Genomic DNA, 18082 nt, shown 5'->3' with positions numbered 1-18082 from the left:
GCGGCCGTCAAGCCATCATCGCCGGCAGGGCCGCAGCCAGGGCATCGACCGTCACGCGCACCTTCCGCGGCAGATGCGGCGTTTCCAGCCATAGCGCATAGGCATCGTAGAGATAGTCCGGCTGATCCGGCAGGAGCTTGACCAGTATCCCGGCCTCGAGGCGCTCGCGGACCAGCCAGGAGGGCAGCCAGGCCAACCCCATGCCGGCCGCCGCCATGTCGGCGATGGCGGCGAGATCGTCCAGCCGCAACCGGCCGTTCGGCGTGAATTCCCGCGGCTGTCCCTGCGCCGCCGGGAAAAGCCAGGGACGGATCCGGCCTGAGCGGCGATAGATCACGCAGGCATGACCGGCGAGGTCCTCGACCTGTAGGGGCGTGCCATGATCGGTGAGGTAGGAGGGGGCGGCACACAGGATCATGCGCTGGCGCGCGACACGGCGCGCGATGATACCGGCCCTGTCGTCGAGCATGCCGGTGCGGATCGCCAGATCGCAACCGTTCTCGGCAAGGTCGATGATGGGATCGCCCAGCGACAGATCGAATTCGAGGGCAGGATGCCGTTGCGCGAGTTCCAGCAGGACCGGCATGACGCAGTGGCGGCCGAACAGGGCTGGCATGGCCACCCGCAATCTGCCCCGCGGTTCGGACAACTGGTCCGCCGCGAGAGCGTCCGCGGCCTCGGCCTCCGCGAGCACGATGCGGCAACGCTCGTAATAGGCCCGGCCGAACTCCGTCAGGCTCTGACGGCGGGTGGTTCGGTTGAGCAGGCGGACGCCGAGGCGCTCTTCCAGGAAGCGGACATGCTTGCCCACCATCGGCCCCGACAGATCGAGGGCGGCCGCCGCCGCGGCGAAGGAGCCGAGATCGACGGCCCTGACGAAGACGGCCATGCTTTCGAGGCGATCCATTATTCAAAACCAGTGGTTTCTTCTGCTCTGCCAGAACCATCATTTATCGCGGAAACTCGCTGACGCATAGCTTATTCAGTTCAATTGATTAGGAGTTGCGTCGATGTCTCGCGTCATTCGCTTCCATCGGCATGGCGGCCCGGAGGTCCTGCTCATCGAGGAGGCAGAGCTTCCTTTGCCGGGTCGGGGCGAGATCCGTATCCAGGTCAAGGCACTGGGGCTCAACCGGGCGGAAGCCTTGCTGCGCAAGGGCAGCTATATCGAGACGCCGGGCCTGCCGTCGGGACTTGGCCTGGAGGCAGCGGGCGTGGTCGAAAGCATGGGTGCCGGTGTCGACGGTTTCTCGCTCGGCGATGCCGTCAGCATCATACCGCCGCAATCGATGGTACGCTGGCCGGCCTATGGCGAGTTGGCAACCTTTCCTGCCGACCTCCTCGTCAAGCATCCGTCGTCACTCGGCTGGGTCGATGCCGCAGCGCTCTGGATGCCATATCTCACCGCCTATGGGGCCTTGATCGACATTGCCGGGCTCCGGCCGGGGGAGTTCGTGGCGATCACGGCTGCCTCGAGCAGCGTGGGGCTGGCGGCGATCCAGATCGCCAACCATGTCGGCGCCCGGCCGATTGCGATCACGCGGACTTCCGCCAAACGGCAAGCCTTGCTGGCTCAGGGGGCCGGCGACGTCCTTGCGGCCGAGGAGGAAGATCTCGAAGCGCGCCTGAAGGCGATCGCCGGGCCGCAAGGGGTGAGGGTGATGTTCGATGCGATCGGCGGTCCGCTCTTCGTACCGCTCACGGCCGCCATGGCGCGCGGCGGCATGCTGATCGAATATGGCGGCCTGAGCAACGAACCGACGCCTTTTCCGCTGTTCACGGTGTTGAGCAAGAGCCTGACGCTGCGTGGCTATCTCGTCCACGAGATCACGGGCGATCCCGCGCGCCTGGAAGCTGCCAAGGGCTTCATCCTCGATGGGGTGCAGAAAGGTGCGCTTCGCCCCGTGATCGCCAGGACCTTCGCCTTCGACGAGATCGTCGAGGCTCATCGCTTCCTGGAGAGCAACCTGCAGCTCGGCAAGGTCGTGGTGACATTGTGAGCGATTTGCCCCGGTTCCGGTCGGAACGTGGTTCTGTCCGGAACCGGGATGCTGATTTCCGAAGTGTTCAGTGCTCCTGCAGCTGTTCGGCGAAGCGGATCAGATTGCCGTGGCAATCCGTGATCGAGAATTCGCGCGTCCCCCAGGGTTTGGCCTCGAGATGACCCTTGCGGTGCACGATGTTGAGCGCGTTGAAATGCTCGTAGAGTGTCGCGATGCCGGTAACTTCCAGCCAGCAACTGGTCGCCTGCGGTACCCGGCGGTTGCCTGTCAGCCAGAAGCTGAGGCGCACGCCGTCTCGATGCAGGAGCAGGAAGGAAATGTCGCTGTGCAGCACCTCGAAGCCGAGCTTCTGGTAGAACTGCGTGGTCTCCTCGAAGCTGAGCGAGGCAAGGGTTGGGATGGCGCCGGTGAGGCGTGCGGTCACGGCCTGGTTCATGAGGTCGCCACCTTTTCCAGGATGCCACGCCAGGCTGCCTGTTGAACGGCAGTGGCACCATCGTCGGCGTGCAGCCGCGCGGCCTCGCCGCCCGAGGCAAGGTGCAGCACCAGGCTCGGCCTGTCGCCGGGCTCGACGCTGCCGCCCGACAAGGGCTTCTCGTTGAGGTGCCAGTCGAAGCCGGGGTCGAGCACGTTCAGCCAGGGTCCCATCCTGACGATCCTCACCAGCGGCCCGCGATGGCTCTGCTTAACGCCGTGATTGGCGACTTCCAGCCTGACCGGAACAGCTTCGGCGGCTACGGCCTCCAGCACGGTCTGCAGGTCGACGGGCTTGCCGGCCGGGGCGGCATCGGCTGCTGCCGCGGCAGGCCGGGAGAAGGAGATGGGCTGCACGTCTTCAGGCCAGGCAAGGTCGGCCAGGAGACGCTCGAAAGCGGCATGATCGGCCCTGTCACGGGCGTAGATCTTCCAGAGCGCGCCGCCTGCCGCATCGAACAACTGGATGCTGCGCAACGGCCCCTTGGGGTTGGCATCCTCCACATAGAAGGCATGCGCAACCGTTGATGGTATTAAGGTAAGGTCAAATCCTGCGCCGGTGAAACGAATCTCGCCATCGGATTCGACGCCAGCAGGAAAGGTCACATCCTTTTCGTGCACGGCCGACTCGTTGCGGATGAGTGACATGACGGTACCCAGGTGCGGCAAGGCAGCGCAGAGCGCGTCGATCCGGACGGCCAGGCGTTTCACACCTTCGTCGATCCGGGTCTCCAGCAGGGCGGCTTCCGAAACCCCCAATTGCGCCGCGGCATCGCGAATGCGCAATCCGGACTGACTTTCCCGGAGAGACTGCCACCGTTGTTTTAACTCGCTCATTTCCCTTCTTTCCTTCGGTTCTGATCGGCGCAAAATAGAAAAATTCAAAACTGGATGTCAGAAGGAATTATGCAGTTTAGAATAAAGAAAAACTGCGCAAATTATGCTAATAAAATCAAGCATTAATTCCTTGACACGTCCTGTTTGCTGCCGCAAATCGCTCAAAATTGTATGAAACGGCGTCTGCTTCTACAAGATAAATTATCTGCAGCGCAGTTTTGAATAATTATACGTTGCGGAGCCGAGATGGTCAGGTCGAATTACATGCGCAGTCGCAGCCTTGCGACAGTAGCTGCTCTTGCCTTGCTGGCGGGAAGCGTGACGCTGGCGCGCGCTCAGCAGGCTCCTGCCGGCCAGGCTGCCGCGGCCGAAGAGCCGGTGGTGCTCGATACCGTAACGGTAACGGCGACCAAGACTTCGGAGAAGCTGATCGACACGCTGGGTGGTGTCAGCCAGATCACCCAGGCGGAGATCGACCGGGCCCAGCCCGCTTCGGTTTCGGATCTGTTGAAGACGGTGCCGGGTGTCGCCACGCAGGTGAGCTCGAACGATCCCATGCAGTCGATCAACATTCGCGGCATGCAGGACTTCGGCCGCGTCAATGTCTTGGTCGATGGGGCGCGGCAGGACTATCAGATCACCGGCCACAATGCGCAGGGCAGCTTCTATCTCGAGCCTGAGTTCATCAACAATATCGACATCGTGCGCGGCCCGATCTCCAATCTCTATGGCTCAGGCGCCATCGGCGGCGTGGCCTCCTTCACCACCCGCGGCATCGATTCCATCCTCACCCCCGACCAGAATTGGGGCGTGGAGCAGAAGGTCGGCGTGTCCTCCAATGGTCTTGGCGCCTTCACCTCGACCTCGGCAGGCATGCGCTTCGGCACGGTCGCCGACATCTATGGCCAGTTCATCTATCGCGGCGCCGGCGATTATCGTGACGGCAACAACGATCGCGTCACCTATACCGGCAAGAACAATTTCGGCGGCCTGCTGAAGTTCAACTATCATCCGGGCGACGGCCAGACCGTCAGCCTGAGCGCGATGAGTCAGAAGTTCGACTTCGACAACAACAATACCAGCCGCGGCAATTCACGCTGGCGCAATGACGTGGTCACCTCGACCTTCACGGCCGGCTACAAGTTCGAAAGCCCCGACAACCCGCTGATCAATTTCAACGCCAAGGTCTATTATTCGGAAACCGAGAACGAGAAGACGATCATCGTTCCCGGGACCTATGCTAGCCTGGGCGTGCAGGCAGGCGATAAGCTCTCCGACAAGGTCGGGACGTTCGGCTTCGACGTCTACAATACGTCGCGCTTCTCGACGGGAGCCTTCGACCATGCCCTGACCTACGGTGTCGACGCAGCCTTCGATCGGGTCGAGACGCGGGACGGTGCCGGTGGCTTTGTTACAGCCTTCACTCCGTCGGGCACGAGGCGTCTTCTCGGCGCGTATGTCCAGGACGAGGTCCGCTACGGCGACTGGCTCCGTGTGGTCGGGGGCCTGCGCTACGATCACTACCAGCTCGAAGGCGGCAAATACGAGTCCGACGGCAGCCATCTGTCGCCCAAGATCACCATCGGCGTGACGCCGATCAAGGGCATCGAACTCTACGGTACCTACGCGGAAGGCTATCGCTCGCCGTCGATCAGCGAAACGCTCATGGACGGTATCCATCCCATCCCGTCCTTCCCCATCAAGCCCAACCCGAACCTGCGACCGGAAGTCGGCCACACCTTCGAGATCGGCGTGAACACGAAATATGACAATGTCTTCCGGGATGGCGATACGTTCCGAGCCAAGCTGAACGGCTTCGTCAACAATGTCGACGACTACATCGATATCGTTGCCGGGGCTCCCTATGTGCCGGGCTTCCCGGGCATTCCTGCCTTTGTCTGCAACGTTCCCAATCCAAATCCGCAGATCTGCTTTCCCACCCAGCAATATCAGAATATCGCTAAGGCACGCCTGATGGGCGTCGAGCTCGAAGCGGCCTATGACTGGGGCGGCGGCTTCGTGTCGGTCGCAGGATCGCATACCAACGGCAAGAACCGTGTAACCGACCAACCATTGAATTCGGTAGCGCCCAACAAGGTCAGCGGCACATTGGGTCTGCGCTTTCTGGATGACCGCCTGACAATCGGTTCGCGCGTCACCCTGGTCGGAGCGACGTCCCGCAAGGTGACCGAGCCAACCGGCGGCTATGGCCTGGTCGACGTCTTTGCCAGCTACAGATACAGCGACAATGTCAGCGCCAGCCTGGCGGTCGATAACATCTTCGACCGCCGTTACAAGGCGTTCCTCAATTCCGATTACTCCACCGGCCTGGCGGCGAAGTTCGCGCTCACCGTCAAGCTCGCAGGCAAGTGAGGGGGCGGTGATGGGAAATTCCGAACTCAATCGTCGTGGTGTCCTAGGTGGAGCCCTGGCCGGTGCGTTCGCCTTGCTGGCCCTTCCGTCCGTCGCGCGCGCCGAAGGCATCCAGCGCGTGGTCTGTGCCGGCGCGGATGTTACCGAGATCGTGGCCAGGCTGGCCGGCGTCTCGGTCATCCAGGGCGTCGATTCCACGTCCAAGGCCCCGGCCGAGGTGACCAAGCTGCCATCCATCGGCTATCTCAGGCAGATCTCGGTGGAAGGCATCCTCTCCCTCAAACCGGACCTCCTGATCGCCAATCGCGATCTGGGACCGCCGACGGCGGTGGAGCAGTTGCGCAGCACGGGACTGCGCATCGAGATCGTTTCCTTCCCCCTGAACGGGGAGGGTATGGCGGCCAAGATCAAGCATGTCGGCGCCTTGCTCGGCCGCGAGAAGGATGCCGAGGCGCTGGCTGCGACGGTAAGTGCCACCATGGTTGATGTCGCCAAGCGCCTTGACGGCATCACCAGTCATCCCAAGATCGGCTTCATCCGCTCCATCGACGGCGGCACGCCGATGGCGGGCGGCAAGATGGGGCTGGTCGATGCCACTTACGCCCTGGCCGGCGGCGCCAATGCCTTCGGCGATTTCCCCTTGTTCAAGCCGGTGTCGCGCGAGGTGCTCGCTGCCACGCCGCCGGATTTCGTCTTGGCCGACAGCGCGGTCGTTGCCAATACGGGCGGGGCGACGGCCTTTCTCGAGCAATTGGGACTGACATCGGCCTTTGCCGGCAAGCCCGACCGGCTGGTCGAGACCGACCTTTCCACGCTGTTCAGTTTCGGACCGTCGGCGGCCACGCAGATCCAGTCGCTGGCGCGGCGCCTGCATCCGGATCGGTTCTCGGGGTAGGATGATGAGTCTGGTGCAAGTCACACCGCGAAGCCTTGCCCAAGGCCTCTCGCCGCACCGGCGGGAGGCTTTGGTGCAGGCTGGCCTCGCGCTGCTGCTGGCGGCGGTCCTGGCCATGGGCCTCAGCTTCGGCGGCGTGCGCATTCCGGTCTCGACCTGGTTCTCGACGGCGACGGGTAGCTGGGATCTCTATTCGGGTATCCTGGTCAACATTCGCCTGCCGCGCGTGTTGCTGGGCATGCTGGTCGGAGCCGGCCTTGCCATGTCCGGGGCCGGTATGCAGGCCCTGTTCCGCAACCCCCTGGCCGATCCCGGGCTGACGGGGGCGGCGTCCGGCGGCATCCTCGCCGTGGTCGCCGGTATCGTCTTGCTGGAGCATGTCGGTGGCACCGGCGGCCTCGGCAGCTATGCGCTGCCCGCCGCGGCAGCGGCGGCCTGTGGCCTGTCCACGGTGATCACCTATCGCATCGCGCGCGATCGTGACGGCCATGTCAGCATCGCCAATCTCCTGCTGGCGGGCATCGGCATCAACGCTTTGGCCATGGCCCTGATCGGCCTGTTCATCACCATCGCCGACGACGCCCAGCTCCGCTCGATCCAGTTCTGGATGATGGGTTCGCTTTCGGGTGCCAACTGGATCGCCGTGCTGGCGGCGGGCGTGGCGCTCGCAATTGCGGCCGTGCTGCTCGCACAACAGGCGCGTGGGCTCGACGCCTTCACGCTCGGCGAAAGCGAGGCCTTTCTTTCGGGCGTCGACACCGTCCATCTCAAGCGCATGGTGATCGCGGCGACAGCCCTGGCGATCGGCGCGGCCGTTGCCTTTACCGGCCTGATCGGTTTCGTCGGCCTGATCGCACCCCATTGCGTGCGCCTGCTGGGCGGGCAACGCTACCGCTTCGTACTGCCGGCCTCGGCCCTGCTGGGAGCTGCACTGGTGGTAGCGGCCGATACGGTGGCCCGGGTCGCGATCACGCCGGCTGAGCTGCCGATCGGTCTCGTCACCAGCCTGATCGGCGGGCCGGTCTTCATCGCCATTCTGAAGAAGGCCCAGCGCGCATGAGCCTTCAATTCGGCAATCTTCAAGTCCGCGATCTCCAAGTCCGCGATCTCAAGGTCGAGCGCAATGGCCGACCGGTGCTGCACGACATCTCGTTCGCAGCCGTATCAGGCCGCGTTCTCATCGTGATGGGGCCGAACGGTGCCGGCAAGACGACCTTGCTCGCCGCGATCGGCGGAGCCATCAAACCGGCCAGCGGCGGGGTCGACTTCGGCGGGGTCCCGCTCACGGGCCTGCGCCCGGCTGCGATGGCGGCCCAGCGTGCCTATATGGCGCAGCATTTCGATTGTCCCTTTGCCTACAGCGTCGAGGACATCGTGGCCCTGGGCCGGCTTTGCCATGCCGGTACGCCGCGCGCCGCGCGGGACAAGGCAGCGATTGCGGCAGCACTTGCCAGCGCCGATCTCGCAGCCCTGGCCCGCCGACCCGTTACCATGCTCTCGGGCGGCGAACGCCAGCGCGTGGCCTTCGCCAAGGCCGCGGCGCAGATCTTCGACCGCAGCCAGGCAGGCGAGCCGCATCTCGTCATCCTGGACGAGCCGGTGTCCAGCCTCGATCCCGAACACCAGCACCGCCTGCTCGGCCAGGCCCGGCAACTGGCCAAGCAGGGCGCGACCGTGGTGGTCACCCTGCACGACCTGACGCTGGCCTCGATCTATGGCGACGATGCGCTGGTGCTCGATCGCGGCAGCATTGCGGCGCAGGGCGCCATGGCTGAAACCCTTACCCCTTCCCTCATCGAGCGTGTCTTCAAGGTGCGTGTGGGTACCGCCATCCAGGATGGCGGCCCCAGCATCATGCACGCCGTTCCACAGGACCAAGCCGCATGACGAAATTGTCCCGCTTCGCTGCCGTACTGGCACCCGCGACGATGCTTTTCCTGGCACCCCTGCCGGCCCTGGCTGCCGATGTGTCGATCGACCTCAACAAGCTCGAGACCCAGAACGGTAATTGCCGGCTGACCATGGTGCTGGTGAACGGACGCGCGGAAGCGGCGCAGAGCCTGCGTGCCGATCTGGTGATGTTTGGAGCGGACGGCGTGGTCGCCAAGCGGCTGGCCGTCGATCTCGCCCCAATCCCGGCCAACAAGACCATCGTCAAGGCTTTCGACGTCGCCGGGCTCGCCTGCGAGGGCATCGGCAGCATCCTGCTCAACGACGTGCCGAGCTGCCAGTTCGCCAATGGCAAGGCAGGGGCTCCTTCCTGCCTCGAGGCGGTCAGTGTCAGTTCGAAGGCCGGACCCAAATTTTTCAAGTGAGGCCGAATTCTTCAATTGAGGCTTGGTTCAAACAGGCGTCGAAACAAAGAGTGAGAGCGAGAGTGCCATGACCGAAACCGCCACGCATTTTTCCTTCGTGAATATGCTGCTCAACGCCGATCCGGTGGTGAAGGCCGTCATGCTGATCCTTGTGATCTCCTCGGTCTTGTCCTGGGGCCTGAGCTTCGAGACGGTGAGGCGGCAGGCGAAGCTGCGTCGGCTGCTGAAAGCCGCAACGGTCAAGGGCCTCGGCGCGGCGCCGGCCGTGGGGCAGGCCTTGCATGCGCAGGGCGAGCAATCGGCCGGGCTCGCCGTGCCCGGCGAAACCGGCGGCGAATATCGGGCCCGGATCGAGCGGGCCATGCGCGAGGCTGCCGGCGGGCTGGTCGGCGCCAGCGATGCCGGTCTGTCGATCCTCGCCACCATTGCCGCCGTGACGCCCTTCATCGGGCTGTTCGGCACGGTGTGGGGCGTGATGAACTCCTTCTCCGCCATTGCCGGCGCCAACGACACCTCGCTGGCCACCGTTGCTCCGGGCATTGCCGAAGCGCTGTTCACCACGGCGCTCGGCCTGGTTGCGGCCATTCCCGCTCTGATCGCCTATAATCGATTGTCGCAGGGCATGGCCGGCCTCGGCCGCTTGTTCGAGCAGGTCCTGCGCCGCGAAGCGGAAACCATGGCGGCCCGCCGCGGAACGTCCGCCAAGGCCATTGGCTTCAGGGAGGCGGCAGAATGAGCTTCTCCCTCCACGAGCCCGAAGGCGGCGAAGCGTCTGGCTATGGGTCTTGGGCGCCCAAGGCCGTTTCAGACATCAATGTGACGCCCTTCGTCGACGTGATGCTGGTGCTGCTCATCGTCTTCATGGTGACGGCGCCCATGCTGGCGGCCGGCGTCAAGGTCGATCTGCCCAAGGCGAGCGGCGTGGCGGCGATGTCGCCCACCAAGGAGCCGCTGGTGGTTTCCATCAAGGCGGATGGCTCGCTCTATATCGGCCAGGACGCCCGCAGCGGCGAGGCTTTCGACGCCGATATCCGCGCCCGTCTCGCCGCCGATCCCAAGGTGATGGCCCATATCCGCGCCGACGCCAGCGTGCCTTATGAAAAGGTGCTGGATCTGATGGCCGATCTCAGCCGCAACGGCGTGAGCCAACTTGCCTTCATCGGCAAGGCCGACAAGGCGGCTGCCCAGCCATGACGTCGGCCGACATCTTCAGGGATTGGCGGGTCGGCATGATCGCGGGAGCGGCGCTCCTGCATCTGACGGCGTTCGCCGGTGCCTGGGTGATGGTGCCGCATGACGGCGTGGAAACGCGCTTGAATCGCCCGATCGAGGCATCGCTGATGCCAGCGCCTTCGAATGATGCCGTAAACGAGGTAAGTTCGCCGCTGTCGCAGGAGGTCGTCTCGCCGGTAGCCGAGAGCGAGGCGCTGACCGAGGATACCGTCACCGAGATATCGCCCGATGCGGTCGCCGCCGAGCCCGCGGCGCCTCACGAGCAAAGCGCGGAATCCCCGCCCGTACAGGTGGCCGAAGAGGCTCTCCCGACGCCTGTCGAGCCTGACAGGATGGCAGCGCTGGTGCCTGACGTCGTCACCACAACGTCGACGCAGCCCAGCGCGACCGTTGCAACTGTTCCCGACACTGTGCGGAGCGAGACGGTGACGGAGCCGAAAAAGCCGATGATCGAGAAGCCCATTCCGGAAAAGCCCAAGAAAAAGGTTGAGAAGCCTAAAGAGCAACCCTTGAAGACGAAGGCGGTCGAAACGCCGGTCAAGGATAAGCCGGAGGTCAAGCGATTGGCCAAGCTCGATACGACCACGCAGACTCGTCATGCGCAGAAAGGCGGAGAGGGGGCGATGTCGGACATCGGTGTCGCCGACAGTGCCCGAACCAGTGGTGCTGCGGTGAAAAAATACAATGCCATTCTTGTCGCGGCCGTGAATAGTCGCGTGAGGGCCATGGGCGGAATCGCGTGCCAAGGTGGCAGGCGTGCCAATGTTGGCTTCAATGTCTCCGCATCGGGTAGCGTTGGCAGCGTACGTCTCAGCAGCCCGTCGGGGGACTCTGCACTGGACAGAGCCGCGCTGGCGGCCGTCCGCGGAATATCGCCGCCGCCTCCACCGGGAGGCGCCGTTTCGCGCATCGTCCCCGTTCAATGTCCAAGATCCTAACAACGAAAGGAACCACCCATGTTCATCGCCATGAACCGCTTCCAGGTGAAGAAGGAATCCACCGCGGATTTCGAGACCGTCTGGCGCGATCGTGAAGTGCATATCGACAAGCTGCCCGGCTTCGTCTCCTTCCACCTGCTGCGCGGTCCAGAGCGGGAGGACCATGTCCTGTATTCCTCGCATGTGGTCTGGCGGTCCAAGGCCGATTTCGAGGCCTGGACCCAGTCGGAGGCTTTCCGCCTGTCGCATCGCAATGCCGGCAAGGGCCCGGCGCTGACGCTCGGCCACCCCGTCTTCGAGGGCTTCGAAGTCCTGCAGACGCTGGATGCGCCGACCGAGAGCAAGGCAGCCTAAACATTCAGCATTTCCCCTCGTCGTGAGGGGAATGACGGGCGGGTTTCGGCCTCGTCCTCCCGGGAGAAGGCGACCTCCAGCTTCCGGGTGGACCATGGCAGGGACCCGCCCGTTTTCTATGCAAAGATAGAGACGTTGGGGCTGGCGTCCTTGCGAATAGATGCTCACCTCTCGGGGCGGACCGGGGATTGGAGGGTCGATCTCCCGATCGACCATCTTCGCCCTCTCTCACGCACGACGTTTCCAAGATGGTCGATCGGGAGATCGACCCTCCAATCCCACGCGATTCCTCTCACAGCACCGTCCGCTTGAGGATCTCCGCCGTCTCGGCGTTGGCGGGGTAGAAACATTCCAGCGCCAGCTCCGACAGGGTGATGTCGACGGGCGTGCCGAACACGGTGGTGGTGGAGAAGAAGCACATCAGGCCCTGCGGTGTCCTGAGCTCGAAGGGCACGACGATGCCGCCGAGATCGGCGCGGGGCTTGCTGCGCGAAGCCGGAACCGGATAGGCGGAAAGTTCCTCGAGGAGACGAGCGAGGATCTCGTCGCCGCTGACGGCGATCTGCTGGCGCAGGCGCTCGAGCAGATGATCGCGCCATTCGGGCAGATTGGCGGTGTGGGGCGCGAGACCGCCGGGATGCAGGCCGAGGCGCAGCACATTGACCGGCGGCTCCAGCAGGCTCTTGTCGGCAACTCCGACCAACAGGGGTGCGATCGCCTTGTTGGCGGCGACCAGCGTCCAATGGCGGTCGACCGCAAGGGCGGGGTAGGGCTCATGCCCGCCGATCACCAGGTCGATCGCCTCGCGGGCCGGGGCGAGGGCCGGATCATCCAGCCCGCGCTCTTGATAGACCGGTGCGTAACCGGCCGCGAGCAGCAGGGCATTGCGCTCGCGCAGCGGCACTTCCAGCCTCTCGGCCAGATGCAGCACCATCTCGCGGCTTGGCTTGGAACGGCCGCTTTCCATGAAGCTGAGGTGGCGCTGGGAGATTTCCGCTTCCAGCGCGAAATCGAGCTGGCTCATGCGGCGATGCTGGCGCCAGGCGCGCAGATGGTCGCCGACTCCCCGGGGGGCCCTCGCCTGCGGCGAGCCGCCCGGTCGGCGGGCGGCCTGGATGCTGCCACGGGAGCTCATGCCGCTGCCGGGACCTGGTCGAGGAAGCCATTCACTTCGCGCAGCCGCCCCTGGTCGAGCCGGGCGAAGTCGGTGCCTTTGATCGGCCCATCGGCGCCTTCCGGACCGAGCTGCCAGGAGAAGCGGATCTGATCGCCATGGCCGTCCGCCTCGCCGATCAGGGAGAAGCGAAAATCGGGGAAGCGCTGCTGCACGGCTGCGATCAGGCCATCGATCTCGTCATGACCCTGGCCGCGCATCAGCGGGTCGACATAGAGGGCGTCATGCGTCCAGGAGGCATCCAGCAGGGCGCGCCGCCGAGCGGGATCGGTCTCGTTCCAGGTGGCGATATAGATACGGGCAATGGTGGCGGGATCGGTCATCGACATGTTCCTATTGGCAGGCCTGATTGCTTCAGGCCCGCTCAGCATGGCCGGGAGAAGGGGGCGTCTCAATTACGCGCCAGGTAATCAAGGCGGTCTTCCTGGACGAATCTTTCCGAAGGCACATTATCGTCGTTGTCGACATGTCCTGGCCTTCCGGTCGCGCCTGTTTACAAGGTTACAGGAAACACGGAGTGTCAGCCTCCGGCTGACATCTTGCTTCCTTTCTTCAAGATGTCAGCCGGAGGCTGACACTCCAAATCCGCTTTCATGAAAACCGCAAGCGGCGACAGGGATGTTTCGGTCTGCAGGCCGCAATTTCGTGAGCGGAGAACACTGTGTCCCTCGATCCACCGCCCGCCGGCCTTGTCAGCGAACGTCTTCTGCTCAGGTCCTTCACACCCGATGACGCCGACGAGATCTTTGCCTGCATCACGCCGAGCCTGACGCGTTTCATGGCATGGGAGCCTTTGCCGTCACGCGAGGCCTTTGCCTCTATCTGGCGCAATTGGGAGACCTTGGCCGAGGTGGGCAGTGATCACATTTTCGTCGTCCGCCGGCGGGATGGACTGTTTCTCGGCCTGGCAGGGCTGCATCGGGCCGCGAGCAAGACGCCGGAACTCGGTATCTGGATCCGGGAAGACGAACATGGGCGCGGCTATGGCCGTGAGGCTGTCGCTGCGATTGCCGACTGGGCGTCCGAGGACCCGGCCGTGCGATATTTCGAATATCCCGTCGCAGAGGCGAATCTGGCAAGCCGCCGGATTGCCGAGGGCCTGGGTGGAATCCCGGCGGCCGAGCGGCGTGACAGGAAATATACCGCCGTGATTTATCACGTGCCGCGGCGACGCAGCTGACACGCCTTGCGTGGCCAACCGCTCAGAACCCATGGTTCTCGCTTGCACGTACTGGCCGGCTCGCCTAAATCCGAGCCATGATCGAGAAGGATGGGGCAGGGCGTATGGCCCGGGGGTTGAGTGCGGGCGAGGCGTTGCCTCTGCTGATCGAGGCTGTGAGGGAAGCGGGTGAGATCGGGCTCGGCTTTGCTCGCGAAGGGGCCCGTGTCTTCGACAAGGCCGACAAATCGCCGGTCACCGAGGCAGATCTTGCCATCGATGCCCATCTGGCCAAGCAGCTGCGCCACGTCTCCAGCGCGGTCGGCTGGCTGTCGGAGGAAACTGCCGACACCGCCGAGCGCCTGGACAGGCAACAGGTCTGGGTGGTCGATCCCATCGACGGCACGCGCGGCTTCATTGCCGGCAATGGTGAATGGGTGATCTCCGCCGCCCTGGTCGAGGCCGGGCGTCCGCTGGCGGGCGTGCTCTTGCGTCCCAGCAATGGCGATCTCTATACGGGCGGTCGCGGCCTGGGCGCCTTCAAGAACGGCGTTGCGCTCAACGCCAGCCAAGGGGCTCTCGCTGCCATTCGCACACTGGCGGGCCCCAAGCCGATGTTCGATCTGGCCCAGCGCGCCTTGCCGCGGGTCGAGCGGGCCTCGTCGATGTCGTCCTTGGCTCTGCGCATCGCCATGGTGGCGGAGGGTAGCGTCGACGGCGCTTTCGCTTCGGGATCCTCGCATGATTGGGACATTGCCGCAGCCGATATCATTCTCAGCGAGGCCGGCGGGCTTCTCACTACCGTGGCCGGCAGGGACATCGTCTATAACCGCCCCGACCCCGTGCACCGGCCGCTCGTGATGGCTGGGCGGGAGCGTCAGGGCGCCCTGGTTGCCCTGTTCGAGGGGATGAACTGAGTTTTAGAGAAAAATGACTTTTCCCTGAATTGTCATTTTGATCTAACTATTTGTTTTAACGCGTTTTCTTGATCTAAGAGTCTGTCAGATTTTCCGGAAAACGCTATAGGAGCATGGGATGAGCGAACCTCAGAAACAATTGCTGCATCTGGTCTTCGGCGGCGAGCTGAGCTCGATCGAAGGCGTGGAGTTCAAGGACCTTCAGGGCCTCGACATCGTCGGCATCTACCCCAACTATGCCAGCGCCCAGGCGGCCTGGAAGGCCAAGGCCCAGGCGAGCGTCGACAATGCCCAGATGCGCTATTTCATCGTGCATCTGCATCGCCTGCTCGATCCGACGACCGACACGACCAAGCGCTGATAACCATGGTCGATGATAGGCCCCTGGAATGATCAAGAATATCGGCCGATCCCGCTTCGTGCAGAAGGCCATCGGCGAGGGCCTCGCCGCATGGCTGAAGCTCGTGCACGGCACCAGCCGCTTTGCCGACAGTCCGGCCGATCTCTACGGGCCCATTCGCGACCAATATCCCTATATCGTGGCGATGTGGCACGGGCAGCATTTCCTGGTGCCCTTCATGCGCCGCGAGGGGCATGAGTTCCGCATCCTGATCTCGCGCCATGGCGACGGCGAGATCAACGCGGTTGCGGTGACGCGTCTGGGGCTCGGCCTGGTGCGCGGCTCGGGTGGCAGGCCCCAGCGCCAGCACCACAAGGGCGGTCCCGCGGCCCTGCGCGAGCTGGTGGCCACCCTGAAGGACGGCCAGTCGGTGGGCGTGACGGCGGACGTGCCGCGCACCGGCGGCGTGGCCGGGCTCGGCATCGTCACGCTTGCGCGCCTGTCGGGACGGCCGATCGTGCCGGTCGCCGTGGCGACCTCGAACATGATCCAGCTCTCGACCTGGGACAAGGCCGTGATCAACATGCCGTTTTCGCGCGGCGCCTTCGTGGTCGGTGATCTCGTGCATGTGCCCGAGGATGCCGACAAGGCGCTGATGGAGGCGAAGCGCCTGGAGGTCGAGAACGCCCTCGATGCGGCGCATCGCACCGCCTATGCCATGGTCGGGCGAACCTTCGTGAAGGCAGGTACGTGAGCACAGCGCTTCCCCTCAGCCTCAGGGCCTACCGGCTGGCGACCAGCTGCTTTCGTCCTTTCGCCGGCCTGTTGCTGGACAAGCGCCAGCGCCGCGGCAAGGAAGATGCCTCGCGCCGGTCCGAACGCCTTGGCATTGCCGGCCGGCCTCGGCCCGAGGGGCGGCTGGCCTGGCTGCATGGTGCCAGTGTCGGGGAAGCCATTACCCTGTTGCCGCTGGCTGCGCGCCTGGCGGCGGAGGGCTATCGTATCCTGATGACGACCGGCACCGTCACCTCGGCGGCCCTGATGGCGGAGCGCCTGCCGCCCGGGGCGATCCATCAGTTCGTGCCGCTCGATATTCCCGCCTATGTCAGGCGTTTCCTCGAGCACTGGCGGCCTGATCTCGTCTGTTTCCTGGAATCGGAACTCTGGCCGGGGATGATCGCCGAGATCAAGGCGGCGGGCATTCCCCTGGCGCTGGTCAATGGGCGGATGTCGCCGCGTTCCTTCGCGCGCTGGTGCCGCGTGCCGCGCACCAGCGCCGCGCTGCTGGGGCGCTTCGACCTCATTGCCGCACAGAGCGAGGATGACGGACGGCGCTTTGCCTCGCTGGGGGCGCCGCGCGTCGTCGTCACAGGCAATCTGAAATTCGACGCACCGCTGCCGCCCGCCGATCCCGGCGTGCTCGAAGGTTTGCGGCAGGCGGTGGCGGGTCGCCCGCTCTGGCTCGCGGCGGTGACGCATGAGGGGGAGGAGGCTCTGGCGGGCGAGGTGCATGCCGCACAGAAGGGCCGTTTCCCCGGCCTGTTGACGTTGATCGTGCCGCGCCATCCCGAACGTGGCGAGGCGATCGCCGCAGCCTTGCGGGAAAAGGGATTGAACGTCGCCCTTCGCTCGCGGGGCCCTGCCCTGGAAGTGCGGCACGATGTCTATGTCGCAGACACGGTCGGGGAAATGGGCGTGTTCTATCGCCTAGCCCGCATCGTCTTCATGGGCAAGTCGCTGCTCGGCAAGGGCGGGCAGAATCCGATCGAACCGGTCAAGCTCGGCGCAGCCGTGCTGCATGGGCCCCATGTCCAGAACTTCGTCGAGGCTTATGGCGCGCTCGATGGCATGGGGGGGGCCGTGGTCGTGCACGGCTCGGCTGAGCTGTCCGGTGCCGTTGCGCGGCTGCTGGCCGAGCCGGCTGAGGTCGAGCGCGTCGCAGCCGGCGGCGCCAAGGCAATCGCGACGCTGACCGGGGCGCTGGAGCGGACGCTCATTGCCCTGCTACCGCTCGGGGCGGGGCGGCCATGAGCATGCGCATGAGCCTGAAGGCGCCGGCCTTCTGGTACCGGCCGCGGGGCTGGCTGGCCCGCCTGCTCATGCCGCTGTCCCGTTTCTATGGCGGAAAGGTCGCGGCGCGCATGCGCCAGCCAGGCAGCCGGGCCGGCGTTCCCGTGGTCTGCATCGGCAATTTCACGCTTGGCGGCGCCGGCAAGACGCCGCTGGCGCTGGCGGTTGCCGATATCCTGATCGCGGCGGGCCAGCGCCCGGCCTTCCTCACCCGTGGCTATGGCGGCAGCGAGAAGGGGCCGCTGGTGGTCAAGCCCGACGCTGCCGCCGACAAGGTTGGCGACGAGGCTCTGCTGCTGGCGCGCAAGGCCCTGACGGTGAAGTCGATCGACCGGCCGGCCGGTGCGGCGCTGGCCATCGAGCAGGGGGCCAGCATCATCATCATGGATGATGGCTTCCAGAACCCCTCTCTCACCAAGGATTGCTCGATCATCGCCGTCGATGGCGAGACGGGCATCGGCAACGGCCTGGCCTTTCCGGCCGGCCCCTTGCGGGCCGATATCCATGACCAGATCGGCTTTGCTTCGGCGGTAGTGGTGATCGGGCCCGGCGATGCGGGAACGGCCGTCTATGATTTCGCCCGCGGCTCGAGTGTCGCCGTCTTCCGGGCCCGCATCGGCCTCGATCCGCAAGCCCCGTCTCTGCGCGGCAAGCGGGTGCTGGCCTTTGCCGGCATCGGTCGTCCCGAGAAGTTCTTCAAGACCCTGGCCGATATGGGGGCCATCATCGCCGCGACGGAGGTCTTCGCCGACCACCATGCCTTCAGTGAGGAGGAGGCGGCCAGGATCGCGGCGCGGGCACAGGCCGCCAAGCTCGTTCCGGTGACGACGACCAAGGATATGACCCGCCTCACAGGAGGCCCTGCGCGCATCGGCCTCGCCTCGATCAGCCAGACCGTGCCGATCCAGCTTTCCTTCGACGACGAGGAAGCGATGCACGATTTCCTAGTGAAGCGCTTCCGCCTGGCGGGGTGAAGACGCCTTGGAGCACGGACATCCTG

The 18082-nt window shown here is 64.7% G+C and carries 21 protein-coding genes; 16 read left to right on the top strand and 5 right to left on the bottom strand.

What is annotated here, in order from left to right:
• Positions 1–7: 7 nt before the first annotated feature.
• The gene (locus ABXS05_RS28995) at positions 8–907 is read right to left on the bottom strand and encodes a LysR family transcriptional regulator (RefSeq protein ID WP_367626271.1); all 900 of its coding nucleotides are present in this window, start codon (positions 905–907) and stop codon (positions 8–10) included.
• 103 nt (positions 908–1010) lie between these two features.
• On the opposite strand from ABXS05_RS28995, the gene ABXS05_RS28990 reads away from it, so the two are divergent.
• Entirely contained in the window at positions 1011–2000 is a 990-nt protein-coding gene (locus ABXS05_RS28990) for a zinc-dependent alcohol dehydrogenase family protein (RefSeq protein ID WP_367626270.1), read from the top strand.
• A 67-nt stretch (positions 2001–2067) separates the two neighbouring features.
• Here ABXS05_RS28990 and ABXS05_RS28985 read toward each other — a convergent pair whose 3' ends face one another.
• Both ABXS05_RS28985 and ABXS05_RS28980 read right to left on the bottom strand, forming a co-directional pair.
• Positions 2068–2439: a bleomycin resistance protein gene (locus ABXS05_RS28985; protein WP_311943268.1), complete on the bottom strand. Its 372-nt coding sequence runs from the start codon at positions 2437–2439 to the stop codon at positions 2068–2070.
• Positions 2436–3263, bottom strand: coding sequence for a ChuX/HutX family heme-like substrate-binding protein (locus ABXS05_RS28980; protein ID WP_367626269.1), 828 nt, complete (start codon positions 3261–3263; stop codon positions 2436–2438). Before ABXS05_RS28980 ends, ABXS05_RS28985 begins: the two co-directional genes overlap by 4 nt.
• A gap of 297 nt (positions 3264–3560) precedes the next feature.
• Here ABXS05_RS28980 and ABXS05_RS28975 point away from each other — a divergent pair, with 297 nt between their 5' ends.
• The 9 genes from ABXS05_RS28975 (at position 3561) to hmuQ (ending at position 11422) form a co-directional block, all read left to right on the top strand.
• On the top strand, positions 3561–5687 hold the full coding sequence (locus tag ABXS05_RS28975) for a TonB-dependent hemoglobin/transferrin/lactoferrin family receptor (protein WP_367626268.1): 2127 nt from the start codon (positions 3561–3563) through the stop codon (positions 5685–5687).
• A gap of 10 nt (positions 5688–5697) precedes the next feature.
• On the top strand, positions 5698–6582 hold the full coding sequence (locus ABXS05_RS28970) for a heme/hemin ABC transporter substrate-binding protein (RefSeq protein ID WP_367626267.1): 885 nt from the start codon (positions 5698–5700) through the stop codon (positions 6580–6582).
• Between the two features lie 73 nt (positions 6583–6655).
• Positions 6656–7642 (top strand): FecCD family ABC transporter permease, encoded by a 987-nt coding sequence (locus ABXS05_RS28965; RefSeq protein ID WP_311943261.1) that lies wholly within the window; start codon positions 6656–6658, stop codon positions 7640–7642.
• Positions 7639–8469, top strand: a complete 831-nt coding sequence (locus ABXS05_RS28960) for an ATP-binding cassette domain-containing protein (RefSeq protein WP_367626266.1) — start codon at positions 7639–7641, stop codon at positions 8467–8469. Before ABXS05_RS28965 ends, ABXS05_RS28960 begins: the two co-directional genes overlap by 4 nt.
• Positions 8466–8897, top strand: coding sequence for a hypothetical protein (locus ABXS05_RS28955; protein ID WP_311943257.1), 432 nt, complete (start codon positions 8466–8468; stop codon positions 8895–8897). The genes ABXS05_RS28960 and ABXS05_RS28955 overlap by 4 nt, the downstream gene beginning before the upstream one ends.
• Positions 8898–8964: 67 nt before the next feature.
• The gene (locus ABXS05_RS28950) at positions 8965–9633 is read left to right on the top strand and encodes a MotA/TolQ/ExbB proton channel family protein (RefSeq protein ID WP_311943255.1); all 669 of its coding nucleotides are present in this window, start codon (positions 8965–8967) and stop codon (positions 9631–9633) included.
• Complete coding sequence (locus ABXS05_RS28945) at positions 9630–10091, top strand: ExbD/TolR family protein (protein ID WP_367626265.1); 462 nt, start codon at positions 9630–9632, stop codon at positions 10089–10091. The genes ABXS05_RS28950 and ABXS05_RS28945 overlap by 4 nt, the downstream gene beginning before the upstream one ends.
• Positions 10088–11068, top strand: coding sequence for an energy transducer TonB family protein (locus ABXS05_RS28940; protein ID WP_367626264.1), 981 nt, complete (start codon positions 10088–10090; stop codon positions 11066–11068). Before ABXS05_RS28945 ends, ABXS05_RS28940 begins: the two co-directional genes overlap by 4 nt.
• A gap of 18 nt (positions 11069–11086) precedes the next feature.
• Positions 11087–11422: a heme-degrading protein HmuQ gene (hmuQ, locus tag ABXS05_RS28935; RefSeq protein ID WP_149251786.1), complete on the top strand. Its 336-nt coding sequence runs from the start codon at positions 11087–11089 to the stop codon at positions 11420–11422.
• A 292-nt stretch (positions 11423–11714) separates the two neighbouring features.
• Here the strand turns inward: hmuQ and ABXS05_RS28930 are convergent, their stop codons facing one another.
• Both ABXS05_RS28930 and ABXS05_RS28925 read right to left on the bottom strand, forming a co-directional pair.
• Complete coding sequence (locus ABXS05_RS28930; RefSeq protein ID WP_367626263.1) at positions 11715–12557, bottom strand: helix-turn-helix domain-containing protein; 843 nt, start codon at positions 12555–12557, stop codon at positions 11715–11717.
• On the bottom strand, positions 12554–12919 hold the full coding sequence (locus ABXS05_RS28925; RefSeq protein WP_367626262.1) for a nuclear transport factor 2 family protein: 366 nt from the start codon (positions 12917–12919) through the stop codon (positions 12554–12556). The genes ABXS05_RS28930 and ABXS05_RS28925 overlap by 4 nt, the downstream gene beginning before the upstream one ends.
• A gap of 338 nt (positions 12920–13257) precedes the next feature.
• On the opposite strand from ABXS05_RS28925, the gene ABXS05_RS28920 reads away from it, so the two are divergent.
• The 6 genes from ABXS05_RS28920 (at position 13258) to lpxK (ending at position 18056) form a co-directional block, all read left to right on the top strand.
• Positions 13258–13776 carry a GNAT family N-acetyltransferase gene (locus ABXS05_RS28920; RefSeq protein ID WP_367626261.1) on the top strand — a complete coding sequence of 173 codons (519 nt, stop codon included), beginning with the start codon at positions 13258–13260 and terminating at the stop codon, positions 13774–13776.
• Positions 13777–13880: 104 nt separating this feature from the next.
• Positions 13881–14672: a 3'(2'),5'-bisphosphate nucleotidase CysQ gene (locus tag ABXS05_RS28915; protein ID WP_367626260.1), complete on the top strand. Its 792-nt coding sequence runs from the start codon at positions 13881–13883 to the stop codon at positions 14670–14672.
• A 118-nt stretch (positions 14673–14790) separates the two neighbouring features.
• On the top strand, positions 14791–15033 hold the full coding sequence (locus tag ABXS05_RS28910; RefSeq protein WP_367626259.1) for a DUF4170 domain-containing protein: 243 nt from the start codon (positions 14791–14793) through the stop codon (positions 15031–15033).
• 28 nt (positions 15034–15061) lie between these two features.
• Entirely contained in the window at positions 15062–15766 is a 705-nt protein-coding gene (locus ABXS05_RS28905) for a lysophospholipid acyltransferase family protein (protein WP_311943238.1), read from the top strand.
• Positions 15763–17043 carry a 3-deoxy-D-manno-octulosonic acid transferase gene (locus tag ABXS05_RS28900; protein WP_367626258.1) on the top strand — a complete coding sequence of 427 codons (1281 nt, stop codon included), beginning with the start codon at positions 15763–15765 and terminating at the stop codon, positions 17041–17043. Before ABXS05_RS28905 ends, ABXS05_RS28900 begins: the two co-directional genes overlap by 4 nt.
• Positions 17040–18056 (top strand): tetraacyldisaccharide 4'-kinase, encoded by a 1017-nt coding sequence (gene lpxK, locus ABXS05_RS28895; protein WP_367626257.1) that lies wholly within the window; start codon positions 17040–17042, stop codon positions 18054–18056. Before ABXS05_RS28900 ends, lpxK begins: the two co-directional genes overlap by 4 nt.
• Positions 18057–18082 lie beyond the last annotated feature (26 nt).

The organism is Labrys neptuniae, assembly GCF_040797145.1.
Lineage (GTDB): Bacteria > Pseudomonadota > Alphaproteobacteria > Rhizobiales > Labraceae > Labrys > Labrys neptuniae.
This window is presented reverse-complemented; position numbering and strand designations above follow the sequence as displayed.